Below are 23,818 nucleotides of genomic sequence, written 5' to 3' on the forward strand. Positions count from 1 at the left end.
GCGCATCACCGGGCGAGGATCAGGCTGACATTGCTGCCGCCGAACGCGAACGAATTGCTCATCGCGTACTGCGGGCCCGTGCCGCGCGGCAAATGACGCGCGCCGTCGACGAGGTCGAGCGCGGGCAGCGCGGGATCGGCCTCGCCGTCCCACAGATGCGGTGGCAGCGTCGCGTTCTCGCGCGCGAGGGCGAGCCACGCGAAGCCGAGTTCGGTCGCACCAGCCGCGCCGAGTTGATGGCCGGTCAGCGGTTTGGTGCCGCTCGCGGCGACGCCGCCGGGAAACACGCGTGCCATCAGATGCGCTTCCATTTCGTCGTTCTTCCGCGTGGCGGTCGCGTGCAGATTCACATAGCCGACCGCCGACGCCGCGATGCCCGCGTCCGCGAGCGCCTCGCGAAGCGCGAGTTCGCCGCCGACGCCCTGCGGGTCGGGCGCCGAAATATGATGCGCGTCGCTCGATTCGCCGAGGCCCGCGAGCCGCACCGCCGCTTCGTCGCGGCTCATCAGGAACACGGCCGCGCCCTCCCCGACGTTGATGCCGCGGCGATTGCGGCTCATCGGATTGGTGCGCGCGCTGCTGGTCGATTCGAGCGACGCAAAGCCCTGCACGGTCAATTCGCATAGCGAATCGACGCCACCGACGACAACCGCATCGCATAGCTGCAATTGCAGCAGCCGACGCGCGGACGCGAACGCCTTCGCGCTCGACGTGCACGCAGTCGAAATCGTAAACGCCGGGCCCTGCAAGCCGAGCGCAGCGGCCGCGAACGGCGCGGCGGTGCCGATTTCCATTTGCCGGTAGTTGAAGCTGCCCGGCAATTCGCCGGCTCGCGCGTGATAGACGAACGCGGTTTCGGCCGCCTCGATGCCCGACGTGCTGGTGCCGAGCACGACACCGATGCGCTGCGGGCCGTAGCGTTCGCGCGCGGCGTCGAGCGCGGTTGCGATCTGCGCGAGCGCCGCGAGCAGCAGCCGGTTGTTGCGGCAGTCGTAGCGCGCGAGATCGGCGCGCGGCGCGAGATCGAGCGGCGCGAGCACGCTGCCGACGAACGCGTCGCCGATGCCCGTATGCACGTTGCCCATGCCGGGCGAGCGCGCGGCGGCGAGCGCCGGCACGATCTCGTCGACGTCGCCGCCGAGCGCGTTGATCATGCCGAGCGCGTGCAGATAAACCGTTGGCGCTTTCATACCGCCCTCCGTAATTCCGATGGCTCGCCCGATGACCTGCCGGAGCGCGTTGCCGATGGCATGCCGATAGGCGCGAGCAGCACCGCGACCGCGATGCCGAGCGCGAGCGTCGTGCCGAAGCTCTTGAGCGCGGGCATCGCGCTGACGCCGAGCATGCCGAACGACAACAACGTGGTGGCGGCCGACAGCAGCACGCCGGTCCACACCGCGCCGAGATCCGCGTTCGCGCGCGCGCAGCCTTCGCGCAGAAACACCGCATAGTTTGCGCCGACGCCGAGTACCAGCATCAGCGCGAGCCAGTTGAACAGGTTGAGCGGCACGCCCGCGTAGCCGAACACCGCCAGCGCGACGCCGACCGCGAACAACACCGGCAAGGTCGTCTTGATCCCGCCTTTCGCGCCGTGGCGCAGCATCAGCAGCACGCACACGAGCACCAGCGCGCCGCCGAGCCACCAGCCGCTATCCACGCGATACGCGCCGAATAGCTTCGACACGCTCGCGGCCTTGTCGACGAACACGACGCCGGGCAGCCCGCGCGCCAGCGCGATCAGCGTGGGCTCGTTACTCGGGCTCACGTGTTGCGGGATCACGACGGCCGCATAGCTTTGTTGGTGCGCCTGATGCGCGTCATTCGATCCGACCGCGCCGAGCCACAGATGCCGGTACGGCTGCGACCACGGCGCCGCGAGCCAGCGCTCGACGCTCAGCGGCGCGGCCGGCTGAGCGAAGGCCGCGAGCCACGCATCGGCGACTTCGTCCTTGAAGCCCGCTTGCAGCAGCGTCGCACGCAACGCGGCGGAATCGTCGAACACGTGCTGCGCAAGCAGCGCGCGATCCTCGCGCTGACGTTGCGCGGACGGCACGAACTGCGCGATCGACTGATAGCCGCCGACGCTATCGGCGCCGCCGTTCAGCGCATCGAGCTTCGCGCCGAGCGCTTCGGCGCGTTGCAGCACCGCTTGTTGCGTCGCACCGCGCACGACGAAAAACTGCGCACTGTTATCGACGCCGACCGCGTTGCGCACCGTGTCTTCCTGCGCGGCTAACGACGCATCGCGCTGGATCAGCAGATGGATGTCGTCGTCGCTGGTCAAACGCAGCCAGCCGGGCACCGATGCGATCAGCAGCAGCGCGGCGACCCACCACACGCGCCTGCCGCTGAGCGCATGCTGCCAGCGCGCGAGCAGCCGCGCCGCGCCCGCGAACAGGCGTCGAGGGCTGTGCTTCGGCGCGCGCGTGAGCAGCGCGGGCAGCAGCCACAGCACCGACGCGAACGCGGTCGTGATGCCCACCATCGCGAAACACGCGATCTGCTTCAACGCGGGGAACGGCACCCACATCAGGATCGCGTAGCCGAGCAGGCTGGTTGCCAGCGCCACGCTCAGCGCGGGCCGCACCATGCGCGCGCCGCGCGGCGCATCCCAGTCGCGACCCGCGCCGAGATAGACGACGAAATACTGGATCGAATAATCGACGGCCTCGCCGATCAGGCTCGCGCCGAACACCAGCGTCAACAGATGCAGCTTGCCGAAGATCAGCAGCGTTGCCGCGAGCGCGCAGACGACGCCGAGCGCGGTCGAGACGAAACCCAGCAGCAACAGACGCGGCGAGCGGAACACCCACATCATCAGCAGCGCGATGCCGCACAGCGACGCGATGCCGATCACGTGCACTTCGCGTTCGGATGCGCTGCGCGCGGCCTCGGCGTAGAACACGGCGCCGGTGCGCGCCAGCGATACGTCGGGGAACGCCTGACGCAACGTGCTTTGCGCGTCGGCGAGCGCCGCATGGACCGCGCGCTGCGTGCTCGTCTCATAGGCGGAGCCCGGCAGCGTCGCGATGATCAGCACGCTGGTCGTGTCGCCATGCGCATCGTGACGATGCGACACCAGCAGGTTGTCCTCGACTTCGAGATTCGATGTCGCGAGCGGCAGATTGCCGAGCCAGCGTTCGAGCCAGCCGAACGGATCGTCGGCGAGCTGGGTGCTGAGGCCGCCTTGCAGCGGGCTGTAAATGCGCTGCGCGAGCATGTCGTGCAGCGTCGTTGCGCTTGCGCTCGCGAGCGCGGTGCGATCGGCCGGCGCGAGCAGGCCGAAGCGGTACGGCAGATACAGCCCCGCGATCTGCGACAGGTCGAACGGCGGCAGCTCGGCCGTTACCGATGCGAATGCGCCGCTCTTTTGCAACGACGCGCCCAGTTGCTTCGCGGCCGCTTTCGCGTGCGCATCGTCGCGGCTCGTCACGAGCAGCACGGTTCGATCGCCGAGCGCGCTCGCGAGCGTGTCGACCGCTTTTTCGGCGACCGGGTCCGCTTCGGTCGCGGGCAGCAGCGCGAGCAGATTGGTTTCGAGCGGCGACGCTCCCGCGAAGCGCCAGCCGCAATACAGCGCCGCCAGCAACGCGAGCACGAGCCATGCGGCACGCACGCCCCATACGCGCTTCGCGGCTCGCTGCTGCGGCATGTCCATCACGGCGCTCCGAACAGGCTGCGCTCGCCCGGCGTCGGCGCGGCGACGGCGGTGCTGTTCGCGAACTCGAGCTTCGTCACGTCGCCGTTCGCGAGCGTGATGCGCAGGCTTTGCAGATAGTCGCCGCCGCTCATGTCGAGGCCCTTGATCGATTGGGCGAGCTGCGGTTGATTCGGCGTGAGTCGCATGCGCCATTGCGCGGCGCTGCCTTCGGCGCTCACGTCGAACTGCGAGTACAGCGCCGACAGATCGCCGCCGAGCATCGCACGCATCATCTTCGACACCTGCGCGACGCCGCGCGTGCCCTGCGCGCCACCTGTGCCATTCGCGCCCGAGCGCCGGCCACCGGCGTCGACCTGCGCGACGCCCGCATCGGTGATCACGTAGGTGGCCTTGTACGGCGTGTCGATCTGCCAGATCACGCCGCGCTCGCGGAAGAACAGCAAGGTGCCGTTGCTGACGAGCGGCTGCTTCATCGCGGCGAGCGTCTGCGTCTGCGTGAATCGCGCGCGCACGCCCTTAGGCTGCGCGAGATGCGCGGCGATCTGCGAGACGAGCGCGGTGTCTGCGTTGTGGTTGGCGGCGCTGGTTGAGGCTGGGTTGCTTGCGGTAGCCGCATCGGCCGACACCGCTGGCAATGCAAGCGCCCCCACCACGCCGATCGCCGCAGCGAGCCCCGACACGAGCGCTGTCGGCGCGCGCCGATTCATCGTCCCCATACGCGCTCCAGCTTTTCGAATACGACCGGCGGCGACACGAACTGCAATTCCTCGGTGGCGGCATCGACGGCGACCTGGATCGTATAGCCCTTCGTGAGCCGCGCGCCCGACCCGCAATCGACGATTTCATAGCCTATTTTCAGGCGGTTTTCGTATTCGAGCAGTTGCGCGCGCACTTCGAGCGACTGTCCGTACACCGCTGGCCGCACGTACTTCAGATGCGCCTCGACGATCGGCCACAGATAGCCGGACGCCCGCATCTCGCGATAGTCGTAGTCGAACGCGCGCAACAGCGCCGCGCGGCCCATCTCGAAGTACTTCAGATAATTGCCGTGCCAGCACACGTTCATCGCGTCGACGTCGTGAAACGGCACTTCGAGCGTCGCGCTGGCAGTCAGCACGTGGTTCGGTTTCGCGGCGTCGCTCATGCGTTCGCTCCCTCGCGATAGTCGTCAAGCAGTTCGCACGCGGCGATGCGTGCGCTCAACGCGCGCAGTTCGCGTTCGAGCGCGCGGTCCTCGGCGACGAACGGCGAGCGCGCCCCTACATCATCGACGAATGCGCGCAGCGGCGCGGGCACCGGCGTCGCACCGTCGATGCGCAGGCGCAGATGCACGGCCTGCACCGTCGCGAGCGTATGCGCGGCGGCGACCTGCTCCGTCAATTCGAGAACGCGCAGGCAATCGCGCGCGGCGATCGTGCCCATGCTGACCTTGTCCTGATTGTGCGCCTCGGTCGAGCGCGAAAACACGCTCGCGGGCATCGTGTTCTTCAGGGCCTCGGCAGTCCATGCGGACGACGAAATCTGCACGGCCTTGAAGCCATGATTGATCGCCGCGCGTTCGGGCGCCGCACCCGACAGATTGCGCGGCAAGCCGTTGTTGAAGTTGACATCGACCAGCAACGCGAGCTGCCGGTCCATCAGATCCGCCAGATTGGCGACGGCGACCTTCAGCGCATCCATCGCGAACGCGATATGGCCGCCATAGAAGTTGCCGCCGTGCAAAATGCGTTCGTTGTCGGGATCGACGAGCGGATTGTCGTTCGCGCTGTTCAGCTCGTTTTCGACGTCGCGGCGCACCCAGCCAAGCGCATCGCGCGCGACGCCGATCACGTGCGGAGCGCAACGGATCGAATAGCGGTCCTGCAAACGATGCCCCGGCGTGTCGGCGCGGCCGGCCAGATCGGCGCGGATCCACGCGGCCGCCTCGGCCTGACCCGCGTGCGGCTTCACGTCGAACAGCGTCGCGTCGAAGTGCGCGGCGCGGCCGTCGAGCGCGACGGTCGACAGCGCGGTCAAACGCGCGGCAAGCCGCGTCAGATGCTCCGCGCGGGCCACCGCGAGACACGCGAGCCCGGTCATCACGGCCGTGCCGTTCATCAGCGCGAGACCTTCCTTCGGCGCGAGCGTCAGCGGCTCGACCCCTAGCTCGGTCCACACGTCGCGCGCCGAGCGCAGCGCGCCGGCGTACTGCACGTCGCGCTCGCCCGCGAGCGCAGCGGCCACGTATGACAACGGCGTCAGATCGCCGCTCGCGCCGACCGAACCCTCGGACGGAATGCGCGGCAACACGCGATGATTGATCAAGGCCGCGAGCCGTTCGAGCAACACCGTACGCACGCCCGAGAAGCCATACGCGAGCGAATTGAGACGCGCGGCGATCACCGCGAGGGTTTGCGCGTCGTCGAGATAGGCGCCCATGCCGCACCCGTGATAACGCATCAGTTGCAACGGCAACGCCTCGACGAGCGCCATCGGCACGTCGACCACGCAGGCGTCGCCGTAACCGGTGTTCACGCCGTACACGCTCGCGCCGGCAGCCAACTGCCGGCGCAGAAACGCCGCGCCGCGCTCGATGCGCGCGCGCCATGCGGGATCGTCGTTCAGCGCGACGAACGCACGCTGGCGCGCAATCGCGACGACCTCTTCGATCGTCAGTCGGCGCGCACCGACGACGACCGGTGCATAACCGACTTCATTAGCGGTATCGACATTCGCCACAATGCACGCGCGCCGCGCATCGCTCAGATCATGTGCGGCCATTCGCGCCTCGCTTGGAGCTGGCCCAGAAATCGAAGAAGTTGAACCATTGATAAGGGGCCTTGCGGCAATAGTGTTCGAGGCGCAGCGCGTAGCGTTGCGCCCACGCTGCCAGATGCTGCGCGCGTTCGCCGCGCGGCAGCTCGATGCGCTCGGCGAACGGCTCGAAATACATGCGATAGCCGCCGCCTTCCTTCAGGCAGAAGAACAGATAGACCGGACAGCCGAGCGCATGCGCGAGCACGTAGGGCCCTTGCGCGAACGGCGCGCTCGCGCCGAGAAATTGCGCGTCGGTGGTGCGTCCCGCTTCGCGCGCCGGCACCCGGTCGCCGACGATCACCAGCAGTTCGCCCGCATCGATGCGCTGCTGCATCAGCACCGCGGTCTCGGGACCGAAGTCGCCGACTTCGAGCAGATGCCGCGCGAAGTCGCGATGCGACGACGCCAGCACCTGATTGAAGCGGCGCGCGTGCCCGGTGTAGACGACCGCCGTGACCTTCGCGCGGTCGCCACGCACGGCGAGCGCGCGCATCATCTCCAGATTACCGAGGTGCGCGCCGATCACGAGGGCGCCTTTGCCGCTCGCAATCAATGCTTCGAACGCCGAAGGATCGTCGAATGTGACGTCGGTGTCGTCGACGCGGCCGGTCCACGCGGCGAGCTTGTCGAAGCTCGATTGCGCGAACGCGAGCATATGCCGATACGCGGTCAGCCAGCCCGGCCGCGGCGTATTCGCGCCCGGTGCGGCCGCGTTCAGACGCATGAAGTAGTTGTCCGACGCGGCGCGCGCTACCCGGCCCGTCAGCAGAAAATACGCGACGACCGGATGCAGCCACAGCGCGGTGAAGCGGCGGCCGAACAGCTTGCAGCTCAGCGCGAGCAGGCTCATGCCGAGGCGGCTGCCGCGTTCGGCGATGCGCCACCAGGCTTCGGGCTGACGTGCATCGGTGTCGTCGGCCACCGCGCCACGACGCGGCATCACCTTGTGCGCGAGCAGCATCGGCAGACGCCACAGCATGCCGAACACGAGCCGCGTATGACTGCGGCTGATGCGCACGTTGTCCCACAGCACGTCGAAATGCGACACGCCGTCGGCCGCGTAGGTCACGCGCGTCGGGATCGAGCGGAACGCGGCGCGGCGCCAGTACAGACGCACGAGGATCTCGATGTCGAAGTCCATGCGCGTCGGCAGACGCACACTGTCGATCAGCTCGCACGCGAGCGCGAGCGGATAGAGACGAAAGCCGCACATCGAATCGCGGATCGTCGGCGACAGCGTCTCGATCCATACCCACACATGGGTCAGATAGCGGCCGTACAGACGCGCCTTCGGCACGCTGTCGTCGTAGACCGGACGGCCGAGAATCACCGCGCCGGGTTCGGCGCGCGCGGCATCGATGAAGCGCGGCACGTCGGTCGCGTCGTGCTGACCGTCGGCGTCGATCTGCAGCGCGTGCGTGTAGCCCGCGGCACGCGCCGCGCGCAGGCCCGCCATCACTGCCGCGCCCTTGCCGCCGTTTGCCCGCAGACGCAGCAGCGTCATCTGCTGTGCGTATTGCAGCGCGAGCGCGGCGAGTACCCGCTGGGTCGGCGCGTCGCTGCCGTCGTCGACGACGAAGATCGGCAAGCCGTGCACCGCGAGATGCGCGACGCTCGCACCGATCGCGTCCTTGTGGTTGTAGATCGGAATGACGATGCAGGGCGCGAACGTCATCACGCGTCCTCCCGATGCACGAGCAAGCCCGACGCGCATTCGCGTCCGTCGAGCCGGTACGCGAACTGCACGCGCCGGCGCGCGGCATCATAGGCGAGCGTGAGCTCGAGCACCGCACCGGGCGACACCGGCGCCATGAACTTCAGGCGGTCGACCGATGCCACCTCTCGCACCCGCGGCCAATGCCCGGCCGCGAGCCGCGCTGCCCAGTCGATCTGCACGACGCCCGGCAGAATCGGCAGACCCGGAAAGTGGCCGGCGAAATGCTGGAGTGACTGCGGCACGCGCAGCACGTAGTGCAGCGTGTCGTCGACGCTCGTTTCGGCGAGCACTTCCATGCCTTCCGCGCGCGGCGCGAACGCGGCCGCAACCGCGCTCGCGGGCAGCTTGCCGCGCGCGTCGAATGGCAGGCTCACGCGAAAACGCCAGTGACGCGGCAGCACGACCGCATCGAAGTAATCGGCCAGATGCCGGCGCAGCGTTTTTGCGAGCGCGACGCGGCCTTCGTCGCGCAACGCAGCGCCGCCCGCTTCGGTCAGCGCGACCACCGCGCCGACCCGTTCGCGCGACACGCCTTCGAGCGGCACCAGCGCCGCCTGCGCGACATACCGATGCAGCGCGAGACGCGCCTCCAGCTCGGGCAGCGACACGCGCTTGCCGCCGAGCTTCAGCACGCGGTCGAGGCGTCCTTGCAAACGGAAGCGCCCGTCGGCATCGAACGCGATGCGGTCGCCCGTGCGATGCCAGCCGTCGTGATCGAGATGCGGCGAGCGAACGCGCAGCGCGCCGTCGTCGTCGCGCTGCACCTCGGCGCCGGCGACCGGCTGCCACGCGTCGCCCAGATCCTGACGCCGCCACGCGATCCCGCCGGTTTCCGTGCTGCCGTAGATTTCGAGCGGCGCGGCGTGGTGGAGCGCCGCATAGGCCTGCGCCGCGTCGGCCGCGAGCGGACCACCCGACGAAAAGAACGCGCGTGGCGCGGGCGCGAGCGCGGCGAAGCCCGGCGACGCGGGCCAGCGCGATAGTTGCGCGGGCGTCGACACGATCGCCGTCGCGCCGCATTGCGCGATGCGCGCCTGCAGCTGTAGCGGCTCTATGCCGATCGCGCGATCGAACGCACGGCCGGCCGCGAGCGGCCACAGCACGCGAAACAGCAGACCGTAGATGTGATGATGCGGCACGCTGGCAAGCATCGTTGCGTCGCCGAGCAACGCGCCCCACTGCTGTTCCAGCGTGTGGACTTCAGCGTTGAATTGCGCGAGCGTCTTGCGGATCGGCTTCGGCATGCCGCTGCTGCCCGACGTGTAGAGCGTGAGCGGCGCGTGGGGGTCGATCGGGTGCGCGATGTGGGCTGCGGCACGCGTCGCTGGGACGAACGCCGGCAGATCCGCATCCGTCAGCAGGAAGTCGTACGCGTCGGCGAGATCGGCGAGATAACCCGGCGTTGCATTGGCCGGAATCACCGGCTCCTTGCCGCATGCGAACAGCGCGAACAATGCGCAGGCGAACTCGAACGGATCGTCGATACAGAGCGCGCAGCGCGGCGCGTCGTGGGTTCGCACGAGCTCGATCAAGGCCGCGACGCGCGCGCGAAACGCCGCGCGATCGAGCAGCACGGCGCCATCGCGGCACACCGGCGCGCCGGGCGCGGTCAGTGCGGCGTCGGCCGACAACAGGTCATGCAACGCGATCATGGCGCCTCCGAATCCGCCCGCGCGGCACGCGGCAGCACCAAAAGTCGCCGCCAGACGTATTCGCCGGCCAGCAACGCGCCGATCAGCCCATACGCGATCGCGCCGTTGTACAGCGACCAACTCGCGCGACTCCAATCGAGCGCGGTAAAGGCTGAAAACATGCCGTTCAGCACGAAGAACACGCACCAGACCTGCGTCACGCGCCGCGTATAGCGCACCGCGCCCGGCGGCAGTTCAGGGCTGCCGAGGCGCGCGAATTTTTCGATCATGGACTGCCCGCGTACGAGCGTCGCGCCGAAAGCGATCAGCAAGCCGAGATTGACGAGCGATGGATAGAAGCGCAGCAGCAGCTCGCTGTCGGTGACGACGATCGCCGCCGACGCGCAACTCAGCATCGCCACCACGCCCCAGTCGAGCGTGGAGAGCTGCCGCAGTGACATCGCGACCGGACCGCCGCCGGCCCAGCGCTGCAGCCACAACGTCACGAGCAGCATGCCGCCGACGAGACGCGGCGCGTCCCAGCGCCATGCGCATAAAATCAACGCGGGGTAAGCGAGTTTCAGCAGCACCTGCAAGACGGTCCTGCTCCAGTGAGGCCGGGCGCCGTATTCGCTTGCGGCCGGACGTGGCTCCGACATCTGCGTGCGCGGGTGCGCGGCCGGCATCAGCCTTGCGCCGCGAGCAGCGATTCGACCGCGCCGATCACGTCGCCGACCGTGCGCACGGACTTGAATTCCTCCGGCTTGATGCGGCGGCCGGTCATTTCCTGCAGCTTGATCGCGAGATCGACCGCATCGATGCTGTCGAGATCGAGGTCTTCGAACAGGTGAGCGTCGGGCGTCACGCGCTGCGGCTCGATCGCGAAGTTCTCCAGGAAGATCGCGCGGATGCGCTCAAGAATCTCAGTCTCGGACACGGTTAATCCCCCTTCCTTGCGGTTTCGTTCGCAGCGTGCGCCGCTTCGCGCTGACTCGCGACCAACGCCGCGAGCGTGTTGATCGAACGAAAGTGCTCGCGCGTGCGTTCGTCGTTCGCCGCGATGGTCAGTTGGTATTGTTTGCGCAGCACGATGCCGATCTCGAGCGCGTCGATCGAATCGAGACCGATGCCGTCGGAACCGAACAACGGGGCGTCGTCGTCGATATCGGTGGGGCTCAGGTCTTCGAGATCGAGGGCTTCGATCAGAAGCAGTTTAATTTCCAGTTTTAAAGAATCCATAATCGAACAGGTGCTGGGTAATGTGGGCTTCTACGGCATTCGTCACGCTGCGCGCCGCGATGGCCGCGGTGGTGTCGTTCGCGGCCAGCTCGTCGATGCCGAGCGGCGCGAGCACGTTCACGCGCATCCGGAAAGCGCGCGCCGGCACGTCGTACCAGCGCATCTGCCGCGTGAACGCGGGCGGATCGCAATCCATCAACACCGGCACGATCGGCGCACCGGCCTTCAGCGCCATGTGCGCGAAACCGCGCGAAAACGCGTGCAGCCGGTTCGGCGCGGGGCTGCGCGTGCCTTCCGGAAAAATGATCATCGTATAGCCGGCCGCGAGCTGCTTCGCGCCCGCCTCGACGAGCGCGATCGCATCCGCGTTGCTCACGTATTCGGCCGCGCGCACGATGCCCCAGAAACACGGGTTGCGCCAGTGCGCATGCTTGACGACGCAGCACGCGCGCGGCGTCAGCGACAGCAGGACCATCACGTCGAGGTACGTCGGGTGATTCGCGACGACGATCGCCGGTGCGTCCGCGCGCAACGCCCGGGCACCGGACACTTCGAGCTCCATCACGCCGAGAGCGCGCAGCACCGCGACGAGCGCGCGGAAAAACCGGTGGATCACCACGGTCACCGCGCGCTGCCGCGACGCGCGATGCGGCCACAGCCACCCGAGCGGAAACACGAGCAGCGAAAACAGCACGCCGCACACGCCGAACCCGACGAAGGCGAGACCGGTCGCGCAAAAACGCCACGCGTAATCAAGTCGCGCCGCCATCCCACCTCCAGTGCCACAACGCGCCAGCGCGCTGCCAGCGCGCGGGCTGGCCGGTTTCGAGGCAGTGCAGCAGCGCCTGGCTCTGGGTCGGAAAACTGGTGGCGTCGCTCGACGCGGTCCGCGGCTCGCCGCGTTGCTCGGGCGCATCCTCGTCAACGCGGCTCAACGCGCAAACAAGATGCCCGGACGACGCCTCCTTGTCGAGCAACACTGCGATCGCACCGCCGTGCACTTCGTCTTCGATCGTGCCGTACGCGAGATCGGCCGGTTCGTCGGCATACACGAGCAGCACCGGCGCATCCGGTCGTGTCGCGTATTGCGCGTACGCTTCGAGCAGCGCATAGCCGAGCGTTTGCGCACCGGCCGATACCGCACTCGCGGCCGAGCGGTCGCCGCGCGCAATTCCGAACACGCCGGTCATCGCGTTCAGCACCGACAGGCTGAAGGCGGTCGGCGACACCGGCTCGCCCGCGCTGATGCTGCGCAGGATGTCGGTGGTACGCCGCAATTCCCCGTGCCGCGATGCGAACACCACCCGCGCGGGTTCCAGCGCGACACAGTCGTGCGCGACCTTGAGCGCTACCTTGGACAGCGTGCTGAGACGCCGCCGCACGATCGGCTCGATGAAGCCGATATCGGGTGCGGCAGCTGAGGTAGCCGGCCAGCTAGACCAGCGTCCGACCGGAATGGTCCAGTGCAGATCGGGCATATTGGTGTTCGCGCGTGGAAACTGGGAAGCGGGGGAAGCGGCTCGGGCGCCTGACGGAATACACAGCCGTCACAGCGAGCGGCGCCGCGCGGATCGCGAGGTTCCAGCCGGGATCGACCAGGCTTCCTTTGCGGAAATGCAGCGTGACCGGCGATCAAGCCCGATTATTCAGGCGCCCCTGACAATCGGTGTGTGAATGGCGGCTCGGGCTCCTTTGGTGGCCGAAATAGTACTGGATATTTTGAATCAGATTGGCCAGAAAAGACGTATCCATCTGTATCCGCGCCTGCCCGACAACGCACCGTCAAGCGGTTCAGCGTCAGCAATCACGCGGCATCGCGCGCGCAATATCGGCGAAACAAGCTTTCATTCTGCTTTCCTGGCAACTGTTACAGGACGGTGCAACCGACGCCGCGTCGTCCGCGCAACAGTCGTGGCAACGATGCGGCCGCGCCTGTTATACTCCGCCCCTCATTGGGGAGTAGCCGCCCCGCGGCACGTCCGCACCGCTTCGCCGGTGCGTCGCACGTGTGGCTCGCGGGGGCGCCTGTCAACAGACTTGGCCATCACGGCCATGGCAGTCGCAGCCTCTGGCCTGGCGAGACCGATGATCCACACGCGCCGCAACAGGGCCCGGCGTGTCGTGGGTCATCGCTCGTTCATCTTCGGCCCGAGGAATCCATTCAACATGAATCAAGCTTTTCTCATTTCGACCGGTGCGGTCGCGCTCGCCGAGATCGGCGACAAGACGCAACTGCTGTCGCTCGTGCTGGCCGCCCGCTATCGCAAGCCCGTGCCGATCATTCTCGGCGTGCTCGCGGCGACGCTGATCAATCACGCGGGCGCCGGCGCGCTCGGCGCGTGGCTCGGCTCGATGCTGACGCCGACCACCATGCGCTGGGCGCTGGCGGCGTCGTTCGTTGGCATGGGGCTGTGGATTCTCGTGCCCGACAAGCTCGACGACGAGGAAGCCAACACGAACCGCACGCACTTCGGCGTGTTCGGCGCGACGGTCGTCACGTTCTTCCTCGCGGAGATGGGCGACAAGACGCAGATTGCGACGGTCGCCCTCGCCGCGCGCTTTCACGACTTCTTCGGTGTGGTGGCGGGCACGACGCTGGGCATGATGATCGCGAACGTGCCGGCGATCCTGCTTGGCGACCGCTTCGCGCATCGTCTGCCAACCAGGCTCGTGCACGGCATCGCCGCGGTGATGTTCGTCGTGCTGGGCGCGTTGGGGTTGTTCGGGGTCGGGGTCTGACTACTGCGTGGCTTTCGGCGCCGACGCCGCCGGCAGCGACACTTCGTTCGCGTCCGCACCAGCGCCCCCGCCGAGCGGAATCTTCACCGTATGCACGGCGCCGTTGGCAAGCGGGAAATCGGCGAGCGCACTACGTGCCAGATAAGGCATCGCCCGCACCAGCGACGACTCCTCGCCAAAATTGCGCGCCGTCACGTTGTAGACCTCCCGGCCGCTCGCGCGCTCGGTGATCCGGATGCCGAGCAGGTGCGTAAACACCGGATAGCTCTGGTTCACATAGGTCGCCGGAAAAGGCCCCCACGGTCCCCACGGATCGAACGGCCGGCCCCAGTACGGACCGGGCCACGGGTCGTAGTAGACCGGCTGCGCGACCGTCACGATGTCCGAGCGGATGCCATAGGCCAGTTCGACCAGATAGCGCGCGTCGTCGCGAGCGACTTCGCGAAACGCGTGCACGGCGAGCTCGTTCGCGACGATCCGCTCGTACGCGCCCAGTTCGAGGTTGTTCTTCTGATCCTTTTGCCGCGTGAACGCATAAGTGCGCGTCGCGTCGCTGCCGCTCCAGTCCGAGAACGCCGTGACCTGCGTCGTCACGTAGGTCGTGCAGCCGCACAGCAGCGCCGTCAGCGCGACGAACAGCAGCGCGACGCGGCGGGTCCATCGATCGATATTCATGGTCTGCCTCGTGATGCCTGTGGGTTACATCAGTTCTGCTTCAGTTAAAACCCTGATTCTGGCGCGATTATTCCGTCGCGCGATGCGCTGGCCGACTGACGATGCCGGCCCCCACCACGCGCGGCGCCAGATAATACGCTGACCGCGCCAGCCGGTAAAAGGTTCGTCCCCTGCCCGGCGCGGAAAGTCGGCCCGCCTTCCCCGCCGCACGATTGCCCGAGGCTTTGTACAATGAGTCGACCCAACCCGGCTCGCGCGCCGTTTGCGCGCCCGACCGCTCGAGTACACCACCAAAGAACGCCATGGCCGATACCGCAACGCCCAATCTGATCCGCCGCGCCGATTATGCGCCGCCCGCCTTCCTGATCGACACCGTCGCGCTGGAATTCGATCTGGTCCCCGAACGCACGGTCGTCAGGAATACGATGCGGGTGCGCCGCAACCCGGATGCGTCACACGCCGCGCATCTCGAACTGATGGGCGAGCAGCTTGAGTTCGTCAGCGCCGGCATCGACGGCAAGCCGTTCCCGAACGCGCATCCGCACGAGCACGGACTGCTGCTCGACAATGTGCCGGACTGCTTCGAGCTGACGCTCACGAGCATCTGCAATCCCGTGGAAAACACCACGCTGTCGGGCCTGTATGTATCGAGCGGCAACTTCTTCACGCAGTGCGAGGCCGAGGGTTTTCGCCGCATCACGTACTTCCTCGACCGCCCCGACGTGATGGCGAGCTTCACGGTCACGCTGCGCGCAAGCAAGGCCGACTATCCGGTGCTGCTGTCGAACGGCAATCTGCTCGAACAAGGCGAGTTGCCCGGCGGCCGCCATTTCGCGCGCTGGGAAGATCCGTTCAGGAAGCCGAGCTATCTGTTCGCGCTCGTCGCGGGCAAGCTCGTCGCGCTCGAAGAACGCGTGAAGACCGGCTCGGGCAAGGAGAAGCTGCTGCAGGTATGGGTCGAGCCGCACGACCTCGACAAGACCCGTCACGCGATGGATTCGCTGACCCACTCGATCCGCTGGGACGAACAACGCTTCGGGCTCGAGCTCGATCTGGACCGCTTCATGATCGTCGCGGTCAGCGACTTCAACATGGGCGCAATGGAGAACAAGGGGCTCAACATCTTCAACACGAAGTACGTGCTCGCGAACCCCGAAACGGCCACCGACACCGACTTCTCGAACATCGAGGCGGTGGTCGGCCACGAGTACTTCCACAACTGGACCGGCAACCGCGTGACCTGCCGCGACTGGTTCCAGCTGAGCCTGAAGGAAGGTCTGACGGTGTTCCGCGACCAGGAGTTTTCGGCCGACATGGCCGGAGGCGCCGCCGACGAAGCCGCACGCGCGACGAAGCGCATCGAGGACGTGCGCGTGCTGCGCCAGATGCAGTTCGCCGAGGACGCGGGCCCGATGGCGCATCCGGTGCGCCCGGAGAGCTACGTCGAAATCAACAACTTCTACACGATGACCGTCTACGAAAAAGGCTCGGAAGTCGTGCGGATGTATCAGACGCTGTTCGGCCGCGACGGCTTTCGCAAGGGCATGGATCTGTACTTCAAGCGTCATGACGGCCAGGCCGTGACCTGCGACGACTTCCGTCACGCGCTCGCCGACGCGAATGGCCGCGACCTCGCGCAGTTCGAGCGCTGGTATAGCCAGGCCGGCACGCCGCGCGTGTCGGTTCGTACGCGCTACGACGCCGCGCAGCAGCGCTACAGCGTGACGCTGCGCCAGGGCTACGGCGATGCCGCGCCAACCGCGCGCGAAACGCAGAAGGGCCCGCTGCTGATTCCGTTCGCGATCGGTCTGATCGGCAAGGACGGCCGCGACCTGCCGCTGCGGCTCGACGGCGACGCGAAGGCGTCGGAGTCGACCACGCGCGTGCTCGAATTCACGCAGACCGAGCAGACCTTCACGTTCGTCAACGTCGGACAGGAACCGTTGCCCTCGCTGCTGCGCAATTTCTCGGCACCGGTGATCGTCGAGTACGACTACACGGCTGAACAGCTCGCGTTCCTGCTCGCGCACGACAGCGATCCGTTCAACCGCTGGGAAGCCGGGCAGCGGCTCGCCACGCGCGAACTGCTCGCGCTCGCCGCGCGCGCGGCCATGGGCGCGGCGCTGCGGCTCGACGACTCGGTGGTCGCCGCATTCGCGCGCGTTTTGACCGACGAGACGCTGTCGCCGGCGTTCCGCGAGCTCGCGCTGATGCTGCCGTCCGAAGCGTATCTGGCTGAGCAGATGGCCGAATCGAATCCGGCCGCTGTGCACGCGGCACGGCAGTTCGTGCGCAAGCGCCTCGCGAATGCGCTGCGTGACGACTGGCTGAAGGTCTACGAGCAGCATCGCACGCCGGGCGCCTATGAAACGACGCCCGAGGCCGCCGGTCGTCGCGCGCTGAAGAATCTGGCGCTGTCGTATCTGACCGAACTCGACGACTCCGCGGACGCCGTCCGTCTCGCCGCCGCGCAATATGAAACCGCGAACAACATGACCGACCGCGCGGCCGCGCTGTCGGCACTGCTCAACGCGGCCGCGCCGCAAGGCGGCAGCCCCGAGGCGCAGCACGCGCTCGACGACTTCTATCGACGCTTCGAGAAGGAGCCGCTCGTCATCGACAAATGGTTCGCGTTGCAGGCCACCCAGCGCGGCGGCGCACGACATCCGGTGATCGATACGGTGCGCAAGCTGATGACGCATCCGGCCTTCAACCTGAAGAATCCGAATCGGGCGCGTTCGCTGATTTTCAGCTTCTGCGCGGCGAACCCTGCGCAGTTCCACGCGGCAGATGGCTCCGGCTACGCATTCTGGGCCGAGCAGGTGATCGCGCTCGACGCGCTCAATCCGCAGGTGGCCGCGCGCCTCGCGCGCTCGCTCGAACTGTGGCGACGCTTCACGCCGGCGCTGCGCGACAGCATGCGCGCGGCGCTCGAGAAAGTGGCCGCACAGGTCAAGTCGCGCGACGTGCGCGAGATCGTCGAGAAGGCGTTGGCGTGATGCCTCGCTGAGTTCTTGAGTCGCATCGGAAAGCCGGCACGCGTTGCCGGCTTTTTTTCGCGCTGTTTTTCGCGCTGTTTCTCGTTGACGGGCTGAGTTCACGCCGTTAGCCATTTGGCCGACTGTTCATCAGGCGTCGCCGGGAAGAAAGTATACGTACACGCTTAACGCTTTACATTTAACGCTGTACGTTATACGATTCCATGATCACGACATTCGCAGACAAGGCCACCGCAAGAATTTTTCAGGGCAGGTTCGTGCATACATTGCCGCACTCGATCCAATCGCTAGCGCATCGCAAGTTGCTGATGATCGACGCCGCGAGCTCCATCGCGAGTTTGCACGCGCCGCCCGGCAACCGGCTCGAAGCCCTGCAAGGCGAGCGCAGCGGGCAATGGAGTATCCGCGTCAATGCGCAGTGGCGCATCTGTTTTCATTTCGTCGGCGAAGACGCGCTGAATGTCGAGATCGTCGACTATCACTGATTATTGGGAGACCGACATGGTCATCAAACGCTCCGCGCTGAACAGCATCGATTTCTCCGACATCGATACGGGCGCGGCCATTGCCGAGATCCATCCGGGCGAGATTCTGCGCAGCGAGTTCCTCGAGCCGCTCGGCATGTCCGTCAACGCACTGGCGCTTGCGCTGCGGGTGCCGGCGCCGCGAATCAACGACGTCGTGCGCGGCCGCCGCGCAATCTCCGCCGATACCGCGCTGCGGCTCGAGCGCTACTTCGGCGCCAGCGCGCAGTTCTGGCTCAACCTGCAAATCGCCTACGACCTGCGCGTCGCCACCGCCGCCGCCGGCGAGCAGATCGAACGGGAAATCGAACCGATGCCGCGCGGCGATCGCCCGAAACTGCCCAGTGTGCCCGCGGGACACGCGCGAGCCGCGGCGCTCGCGGCCAGCGTCAGCGGCACCGTGTCGGCCAGGACGCGCCGCAAGGCCTGAAGGCGTCCGTGCGACCAAAAGCACGGAGCCGACACAACGAGCGGTTAAAATCCCCACATTCTTCTAGCCTTCCTGGAGTACAGCAATGTCCTTGCAACGTCGTACCACTCTCACGAAGTACCTGATCGAACAGCAGCGCGAAACCAACAACCTGCCCGCCGACCTGCGCCTGTTGATCGAAGTCGTCGCGCGCGCGTGCAAGGCGATCAGCTACCACGTCAGCAAGGGCGCGCTCGGCGATGCGCTCGGCTCGGCGGGCAGCGAAAACGTCCAGGGCGAAGTGCAGAAGAAGCTCGACATTCTGTCGAACGAAATCCTGCTCGAGGCGAACGAATGGGGCGGCAACCTCGCGGGCATGGCCTCCGAGGAAATGGAACAATTCTTCCCGATTCCGGCCAATTATCCGAAGGGCGAATATCTGCTCGTGTTCGATCCGCTCGACGGCTCGTCGAACATCGACGTCAACGTGTCGATCGGCACAATCTTCTCGGTGCTGCGCTGCCCGGACGGCCATCAGGCCACCGAGCAGTCGTTCCTGCAGCCGGGCACCCAGCAGGTCGCCGCGGGCTATGCAGTGTACGGCCCGCAAACGGTGCTCGTGCTGACCACCGGTAACGGCGTGAACTGCTTCACGCTCGACCGCGAACTCGGCTCGTGGGTGCTCACGCAAAGCGACATGCGCATTCCCGTCGAAACGCGCGAGTATGCGATCAACGCGTCGAACGAGCGCCACTGGTATCCGCCGGTTCAGCAATACATCGGCGAGCTGAAGGCGGGTAAGGACGGCTCGCGCCAGGCCGACTTCAACATGCGCTGGATCGCGTCGATGGTCTCCGACGTGCATCGCATCCTGAATCGCGGCGGCATCTTCATGTACCCGGCCGACAAGCGTACGCCGGACAAGCCGGGCAAGCTGCGTCTGATGTACGAAGCGAATCCGATGGCGTTCATCGTCGAGCAGGCGGGCGGCGCCGCAACCAACGGCGAGAAGCGCATTCTCGACGTCCAGCCGAAGAGCCTGCACGAGCGCGTCGCGGTGTTCCTCGGCTCGAAGAACGAGGTCGATCGCGTGACCCGCTACCACCTCGAAGCGAAACAGTGATCGCGAATAAAAAATGCGTCAGGGCTTGCCAAGGCCCCAAAGTAGTCCCTATAATCTCGCTTCTCCTGATGCCGGAATAGCTCAGACGGTAGAGCAGCGCATTCGTAATGCGAAGGTCGGGGGTTCGATTCCTCTTTCCGGCACCATCAAGATTCAAGCACTTAGCCCGACTCACAAGGTCGGGCTTTTTGCTTTCTGGATGTCGTGTAACCGCCATGTAACCGGATTTGGTCAACGGGGCTCCCTGTGTATAAGTTCCATGCGGCGGCTCGCAAAATCTCCGTGCGCACATTTATCGATGGACCTCGATGCTGTTTGTATATCTGCGCCGCATCCGCCGCACTGTGAAGGCGGTGGGCGCTGCTGGCGACTGGTTCGAGGATCGGCGAGCTTTGCAAGACATGCCGCGCCGATATCGACCTAGTTGCCTAGACGTGGGAAATTCCCGCCGTGAACTCGAAGAACAAACGCCCGCACACGGTGTATTTGTCGAGCTTCGCCGCGCGCCATTTCGAGGCCCTGCTCTCCCTGTCCGATAGCGATGAATGGCTTTTGCCGACAGGCCGCAACGGCAAACACGCGTGCCCGCGCAACATGGCGAAACAGATCGCGGATCGTCAGCTTGTCCACCACGAACGCGGACGGCATACGAATCGGTCTGAGTGCGAACACGCGCTTCGAAACGCCGGGCGGCAATTGGACACCTCACGACCTTCGCAGGACGGCGGCAACCCTCATGGGAGAATTGGGCGCGCATGGCGACGTGATCGAGGAGTGCCTGAACCACGTCGAACCGAGCAGAATCCGGCGCAGGTATCAGCGTCAGGACCGGAGCGCAGAGCAGCGCGAGGCATGGCGGCTACTTGGCGAGCGGCTCGACCTATTGACGCGTGAAGACGCCTCGAACGTGGCGACGCTGCCCGCTCGAAAGAGCGCGTGAGCAAGGAACCGGGTATGCCCATCCGCCAGCAGGGCAAAAAAGTATTCGGATTCTGCGGTTGATTTTCGTTTGTGCGATGCAGCGGTTACTTGTTGCGATGCAATCGGCAGGTCGACGACGCGGTTCGGCCGATGCTGTTGAAAAATTCGTGGACTGTCTTCGTTACGAGGTTTGCAAGGGTCTTCTTGCCTTGACCCGCGGGCGCGAGCGGTGTGTAGGCCGATCTGAGAAGTCGTTTTTTTCGAGCGAATAGCAAAAGCCATGCGCCGACTTTTTCAACAGTATTGGCCATCAACGGTCACCCATCCGAAAGGGGTCACAGACGTTGGAACGACTGCCGAACTCTCCATTACGGACGTTCAAGCTAGCTAGCCCCCTCTGCAAATGAAATTCCGCCTACTCCGGATAGCCCGGCCGAGAGGAGCATAACCGACCACTGGCGTTTCAGCCTATAGTGCGTGGCCTTTGCTGAAAGGACGCGCAACTCGCGTCGAAAACTTGCTGAACTGCCAGCTCGCAGAGCTGCTTTGCGAACGCATAGCGTTACCGGAGAAAGCACTGCGCAGATGATTCAGCAAACGCTGCCTGCTCTAGCTACCATGCTTGGGGCCGGTAAAAACACCCTCTTTAGCGGGCGACGGGAGTCGGGTCATGGGCGGCCGGTACATCGGGCGCTGCCGCGGGAGGACCGACAGCTCGGTCGGTTAGTCTTTCCAGGATCTGCTTGAAGTCGCCCATTATTTCCCTCTGGTTCTGAACCAGCTCTGTCTGTGCCTGGACCAGCTCGGCCTGCGTGTTGCGCTGCTGCTCGGCGGCGTCGTCGTCGACGGGCCACGCCTTGACCTCCATCGGCAGCGGCTTCCTGCCATCCAGTACCTCGATAGCCAACCGGCGCACCGACTGCTGTTCCATCTCGACAATGCCGTGCGCTTCCGGAGAATAGCTGCCGCCCCTAAGCTGAGCACGCTCAAACCGGAAGTTATTCGCCGCCGCAAGCCGGTCTAGGAGGTTCGTGAATAACTCATCACCACGGCCAATCCAGTCGCGCTGCTCAGCGTCGTTTTGGGGGCGGCGCCCGTCCGCTGGGAGGGATAGATGGGTGTGATAGTCGTGCCATGCCGTCAAGACCTCTTTTTCGTGCTTGTTGCGCCACACCCAACCGAATACAGGAACGCGGGTGCCGTAGTAGCCTAGGTCGATCATGTTTAGTGCGCGGACGTGGTCGAACGAGACTCGGGCTTGGCGCGTCCCCATCAGGGTGGTGAAGATCCAGTCGCGCCGTTGGCTCGTAGACCGCGCGCGTTCGACCCATTTCTGCGCCTGCACCGCGAGGATCGGTCCAACAACCGTGGCTCCAACCGTCACCCAATCTTTCGCGTCCATCTGCCACATGTTGCCCCCGTGTAGACCAGCTCAGGGCGAAAGTCTATCAGGGGTAGGGCGATGCGTGAGGCAGTGAAAAAGTCGCTCTGCGTCGATCAACGCAGAGCAGGGATGCCTGTTATGTAGGCACGGAGCCTACAATGCGCAACGGTCGTGTCGAGCACCAACAAGAGGACAGGCCAAAATTCAAACACGAGGTAGCAATGGACTGTTGGGACTGGGAGTTTTTTGAGAGCGCGATGACAGACGGCGGTTTCGTTGTCAGCGACCACGGCCCCTTGCGTGGGCCTGTGACGGATTTTTCCATCATCCGCGATAAGGCACTTGATCTTATCCTTGAGACAACCTCGGCCCCCGGTAGCAAATCCAATGAGGCCCCACCGAAGGCGGGGACCGTCTACATTGCTACAGCGGAGGTGCAATTTCAAAGTCACTTCGGCACGCTGGCAACCGCATGTGGCGTCATTCCGCGCGCCCATACTCAGACGTTCGGGCGTGACGCCAGCACGGGTACGACGCATGAGCGCTCGTCGATGCACTCCTTGCATTGGGTGCGCAAGGATTCTGGCGATGCCCAGTACATTATCGAATGGGTCGAGAACATGTCCGGCTCATTCATCTGGCCGGATTTTGACAAGGTAGAGCGAACCGGCGAGAAACGCAGGACGCTTAAAAGTCAAAAGGGGGAAATCGTTATGTCGGTTCCCATCTACTCTCCAGGGTCGAGTCGCTCATGTGTTCATTTGTTCATCGAAGGTTGCGAACTGTTCATTGGAACCTCGAAAGCAAAGCCCGAGCATATTTTGAAACCTGGGTTTATTTTGTACAGGGGCACGCCGGATGAGCCCACAAGGGCGAAGATTAGAGATTGCTTGTCGTTTTGCCTCGGCAATTTTCTAGTCTATCTCGGTGACACCACCTTCGATGCTGAGTGGAATCCTGTATCGTTCACCGCGAGGAGCGGGCATGCCCTAGTCGAGGACGCAGCTAATCTGAACGCATGGCAGCCTGCACCTCTCGGCACTAGATTCGAGCACGAAATTACCCCGGAACTGCTCGAACGAATGGCTTCTTCCCTGTATAGAATTTACGATGCTTACCGCCTTCAAAGCGTTTTCTGGAGCTATTGGCATGCTCTCGCTGCACCGGTACACATGGCCGCAGCGCATTTTGGGGCGGCGATAGAATCATTGCAGAAGGCATTCTTTAAAGCCTCCGGCTCTGAAGGCCAATACAAAATTGTGGCCGACGATAAATCTTGGAAAGATTTATCCAAGAAGATATCTGCTTTGATCTCCACAACCGATCTCACGGAAGCTGAAAAACGGTTGCTCACCGGTAAGGCTCAGAACATAAATCACGCGCCCCAAGGCATCGTAATGGAGAAACTTTTTAAAGCCCTTGGTTTGAAGATCGATGCTCTTGAAAACGAGGTTTGGATAAACCGAAATCGCGCAGCGCATGGCGGTGGCGTAGACCCCGAAAAGGGAAGTCGGCTCGTGAGAGAGAACAAGGTTCTTCACTTGATGATGAACCGCATCCTGCTCGCGATTGGAGGTGGAAGTGATCAGTATTACGACTACTACACCGTAGGGCGTCCATTAAGGAGACTGTCTGACCCAATTCAAGATGATCGTAACGAAGGTTGAGCCGGTTGTGGCACCGGCTCAACTGCTCAGGCTAGCTGTTGAACGACAGCACGAACTTGAGGACGGACGTTGCTGTCGCAGAGATCCGAACGACGGCAACGGGTCGACTTCTGCCCGACGCGGACCGATCGGTGACGGCTCACTCTGCCAGTTTAACGTCGGACCGGGTTCGGCCACAACCGGACACTCGGCCACGCGGCCTAAATCGTTGACAATGAGTGCCCGCGGACTAGCGTCGAAGACGCTTACCTAGAAACCAGGGTGAACTGCATCGCGGTCGGTTAGAATTAGGATATACGAAAACGCTGACGGAAAATTCGATTGGTAGAACGC

21 protein-coding genes, 1 tRNA gene and 1 riboswitch are annotated in these 23,818 nt (G+C 65.0%); of the genes, 8 read left to right on the forward strand and 14 right to left on the reverse strand.

The window, feature by feature from the left end; all coding sequences use genetic code 11:
* Window positions 1-5: 5 nt before the first annotated feature.
* From F6X42_RS18190 to F6X42_RS18245, 12 genes are read right to left on the reverse strand one after another with little or no spacing between them, the layout of a single operon-like run.
* Window positions 6-1,190, reverse strand: a complete 1,185-nt coding sequence (locus F6X42_RS18190) for a beta-ketoacyl-[acyl-carrier-protein] synthase family protein (RefSeq protein ID WP_187635558.1) — start codon at window positions 1,188-1,190, stop codon at window positions 6-8.
* Window positions 1,187-3,658, reverse strand: a complete 2,472-nt coding sequence (locus F6X42_RS18195; RefSeq protein WP_187635559.1) for an MMPL family transporter — start codon at window positions 3,656-3,658, stop codon at window positions 1,187-1,189. Before F6X42_RS18195 ends, F6X42_RS18190 begins: the two co-directional genes overlap by 4 nt.
* Window positions 3,658-4,377, reverse strand: coding sequence for a LolA family protein (locus F6X42_RS18200; protein WP_187635560.1), 720 nt, complete (start codon window positions 4,375-4,377; stop codon window positions 3,658-3,660). Before F6X42_RS18200 ends, F6X42_RS18195 begins: the two co-directional genes overlap by 1 nt.
* Window positions 4,365-4,805, reverse strand: a complete 441-nt coding sequence (locus F6X42_RS18205; protein ID WP_187635561.1) for an acyl-CoA thioesterase — start codon at window positions 4,803-4,805, stop codon at window positions 4,365-4,367. The genes F6X42_RS18200 and F6X42_RS18205 overlap by 13 nt, the downstream gene beginning before the upstream one ends.
* Window positions 4,802-6,421 (reverse strand): HAL/PAL/TAL family ammonia-lyase, encoded by a 1,620-nt coding sequence (locus F6X42_RS18210; protein WP_187635562.1) that lies wholly within the window; start codon window positions 6,419-6,421, stop codon window positions 4,802-4,804. Before F6X42_RS18210 ends, F6X42_RS18205 begins: the two co-directional genes overlap by 4 nt.
* Window positions 6,408-8,132 (reverse strand): glycosyltransferase family 2 protein, encoded by a 1,725-nt coding sequence (locus F6X42_RS18215; protein WP_187635563.1) that lies wholly within the window; start codon window positions 8,130-8,132, stop codon window positions 6,408-6,410. The genes F6X42_RS18210 and F6X42_RS18215 overlap by 14 nt, the downstream gene beginning before the upstream one ends.
* On the reverse strand, window positions 8,132-9,826 hold the full coding sequence (locus F6X42_RS18220; RefSeq protein WP_187635564.1) for an ApeI family dehydratase: 1,695 nt from the start codon (window positions 9,824-9,826) through the stop codon (window positions 8,132-8,134). The genes F6X42_RS18215 and F6X42_RS18220 overlap by 1 nt, the downstream gene beginning before the upstream one ends.
* On the reverse strand, window positions 9,823-10,491 hold the full coding sequence (locus F6X42_RS18225) for a COG4648 family protein (RefSeq protein WP_187635565.1): 669 nt from the start codon (window positions 10,489-10,491) through the stop codon (window positions 9,823-9,825). The genes F6X42_RS18220 and F6X42_RS18225 overlap by 4 nt, the downstream gene beginning before the upstream one ends.
* Window positions 10,491-10,742 (reverse strand): acyl carrier protein, encoded by a 252-nt coding sequence (locus F6X42_RS18230; RefSeq protein ID WP_187635566.1) that lies wholly within the window; start codon window positions 10,740-10,742, stop codon window positions 10,491-10,493. The genes F6X42_RS18225 and F6X42_RS18230 overlap by 1 nt, the downstream gene beginning before the upstream one ends.
* Window positions 10,743-10,744: 2 nt before the next feature.
* Entirely contained in the window at window positions 10,745-11,044 is a 300-nt protein-coding gene (locus F6X42_RS18235) for a phosphopantetheine-binding protein (protein WP_187635567.1), read from the reverse strand.
* Window positions 11,019-11,813: a lysophospholipid acyltransferase family protein gene (locus F6X42_RS18240; protein WP_187635568.1), complete on the reverse strand. Its 795-nt coding sequence runs from the start codon at window positions 11,811-11,813 to the stop codon at window positions 11,019-11,021. The genes F6X42_RS18235 and F6X42_RS18240 overlap by 26 nt, the downstream gene beginning before the upstream one ends.
* Window positions 11,797-12,522, reverse strand: coding sequence for a beta-ketoacyl synthase chain length factor (locus F6X42_RS18245; protein ID WP_187635569.1), 726 nt, complete (start codon window positions 12,520-12,522; stop codon window positions 11,797-11,799). Before F6X42_RS18245 ends, F6X42_RS18240 begins: the two co-directional genes overlap by 17 nt.
* A gap of 464 nt (window positions 12,523-12,986) precedes the next feature.
* Window positions 12,987-13,200, forward strand: a riboswitch (yybP-ykoY riboswitch).
* A 10-nt stretch (window positions 13,201-13,210) separates the two neighbouring features.
* Between F6X42_RS18245 and F6X42_RS18250 the strand changes: the two genes are divergently transcribed.
* Window positions 13,211-13,783 (forward strand): TMEM165/GDT1 family protein, encoded by a 573-nt coding sequence (locus F6X42_RS18250; protein WP_187635570.1) that lies wholly within the window; start codon window positions 13,211-13,213, stop codon window positions 13,781-13,783.
* On the opposite strand, the gene F6X42_RS18255 is transcribed toward F6X42_RS18250, so the two are convergent.
* Window positions 13,784-14,458 carry a DUF4136 domain-containing protein gene (locus F6X42_RS18255; RefSeq protein ID WP_187635571.1) on the reverse strand — a complete coding sequence of 225 codons (675 nt, stop codon included), beginning with the start codon at window positions 14,456-14,458 and terminating at the stop codon, window positions 13,784-13,786. It abuts the gene before it with no gap.
* Window positions 14,459-14,760: 302 nt separating this feature from the next.
* Between F6X42_RS18255 and pepN the strand changes: the two genes are divergently transcribed.
* The 6 genes from pepN (at window position 14,761) to F6X42_RS18285 (ending at window position 20,453) form a co-directional block, all read left to right on the forward strand.
* Window positions 14,761-17,457 (forward strand): aminopeptidase N, encoded by a 2,697-nt coding sequence (pepN, locus tag F6X42_RS18260; protein ID WP_187635572.1) that lies wholly within the window; start codon window positions 14,761-14,763, stop codon window positions 17,455-17,457.
* 203 nt (window positions 17,458-17,660) lie between these two features.
* Complete coding sequence (locus tag F6X42_RS18265) at window positions 17,661-17,942, forward strand: type II toxin-antitoxin system RelE/ParE family toxin (protein WP_187635573.1); 282 nt, start codon at window positions 17,661-17,663, stop codon at window positions 17,940-17,942.
* Window positions 17,943-17,958: 16 nt separating this feature from the next.
* Window positions 17,959-18,411 carry a HigA family addiction module antitoxin gene (locus tag F6X42_RS18270; protein ID WP_187635574.1) on the forward strand — a complete coding sequence of 151 codons (453 nt, stop codon included), beginning with the start codon at window positions 17,959-17,961 and terminating at the stop codon, window positions 18,409-18,411.
* Between the two features lie 85 nt (window positions 18,412-18,496).
* A complete protein-coding gene (locus tag F6X42_RS18275) occupies window positions 18,497-19,513 on the forward strand; it encodes a class 1 fructose-bisphosphatase (RefSeq protein WP_187635575.1) in 1,017 nt (338 codons plus the stop codon).
* 70 nt (window positions 19,514-19,583) lie between these two features.
* Window positions 19,584-19,659, forward strand: a tRNA-Thr gene (locus F6X42_RS18280).
* Between the two features lie 476 nt (window positions 19,660-20,135).
* A complete protein-coding gene (locus F6X42_RS18285) occupies window positions 20,136-20,453 on the forward strand; it encodes a tyrosine-type recombinase/integrase (RefSeq protein WP_187635576.1) in 318 nt (105 codons plus the stop codon).
* A gap of 627 nt (window positions 20,454-21,080) precedes the next feature.
* On the opposite strand, the gene F6X42_RS18290 is transcribed toward F6X42_RS18285, so the two are convergent.
* Window positions 21,081-21,845 carry a DUF6680 family protein gene (locus F6X42_RS18290; protein WP_246530125.1) on the reverse strand — a complete coding sequence of 255 codons (765 nt, stop codon included), beginning with the start codon at window positions 21,843-21,845 and terminating at the stop codon, window positions 21,081-21,083.
* A 131-nt stretch (window positions 21,846-21,976) separates the two neighbouring features.
* On the opposite strand from F6X42_RS18290, the gene F6X42_RS18295 reads away from it, so the two are divergent.
* Window positions 21,977-23,485 (forward strand): hypothetical protein, encoded by a 1,509-nt coding sequence (locus F6X42_RS18295; protein ID WP_187635577.1) that lies wholly within the window; start codon window positions 21,977-21,979, stop codon window positions 23,483-23,485.
* Window positions 23,486-23,818: the final 333 nt, after the last annotated feature.

The sequence above is a fragment of the Paraburkholderia podalyriae genome (genome assembly GCF_014397785.1).
In the GTDB taxonomy this organism is placed as follows: Bacteria; Pseudomonadota; Gammaproteobacteria; order Burkholderiales; family Burkholderiaceae; genus Paraburkholderia; species Paraburkholderia podalyriae.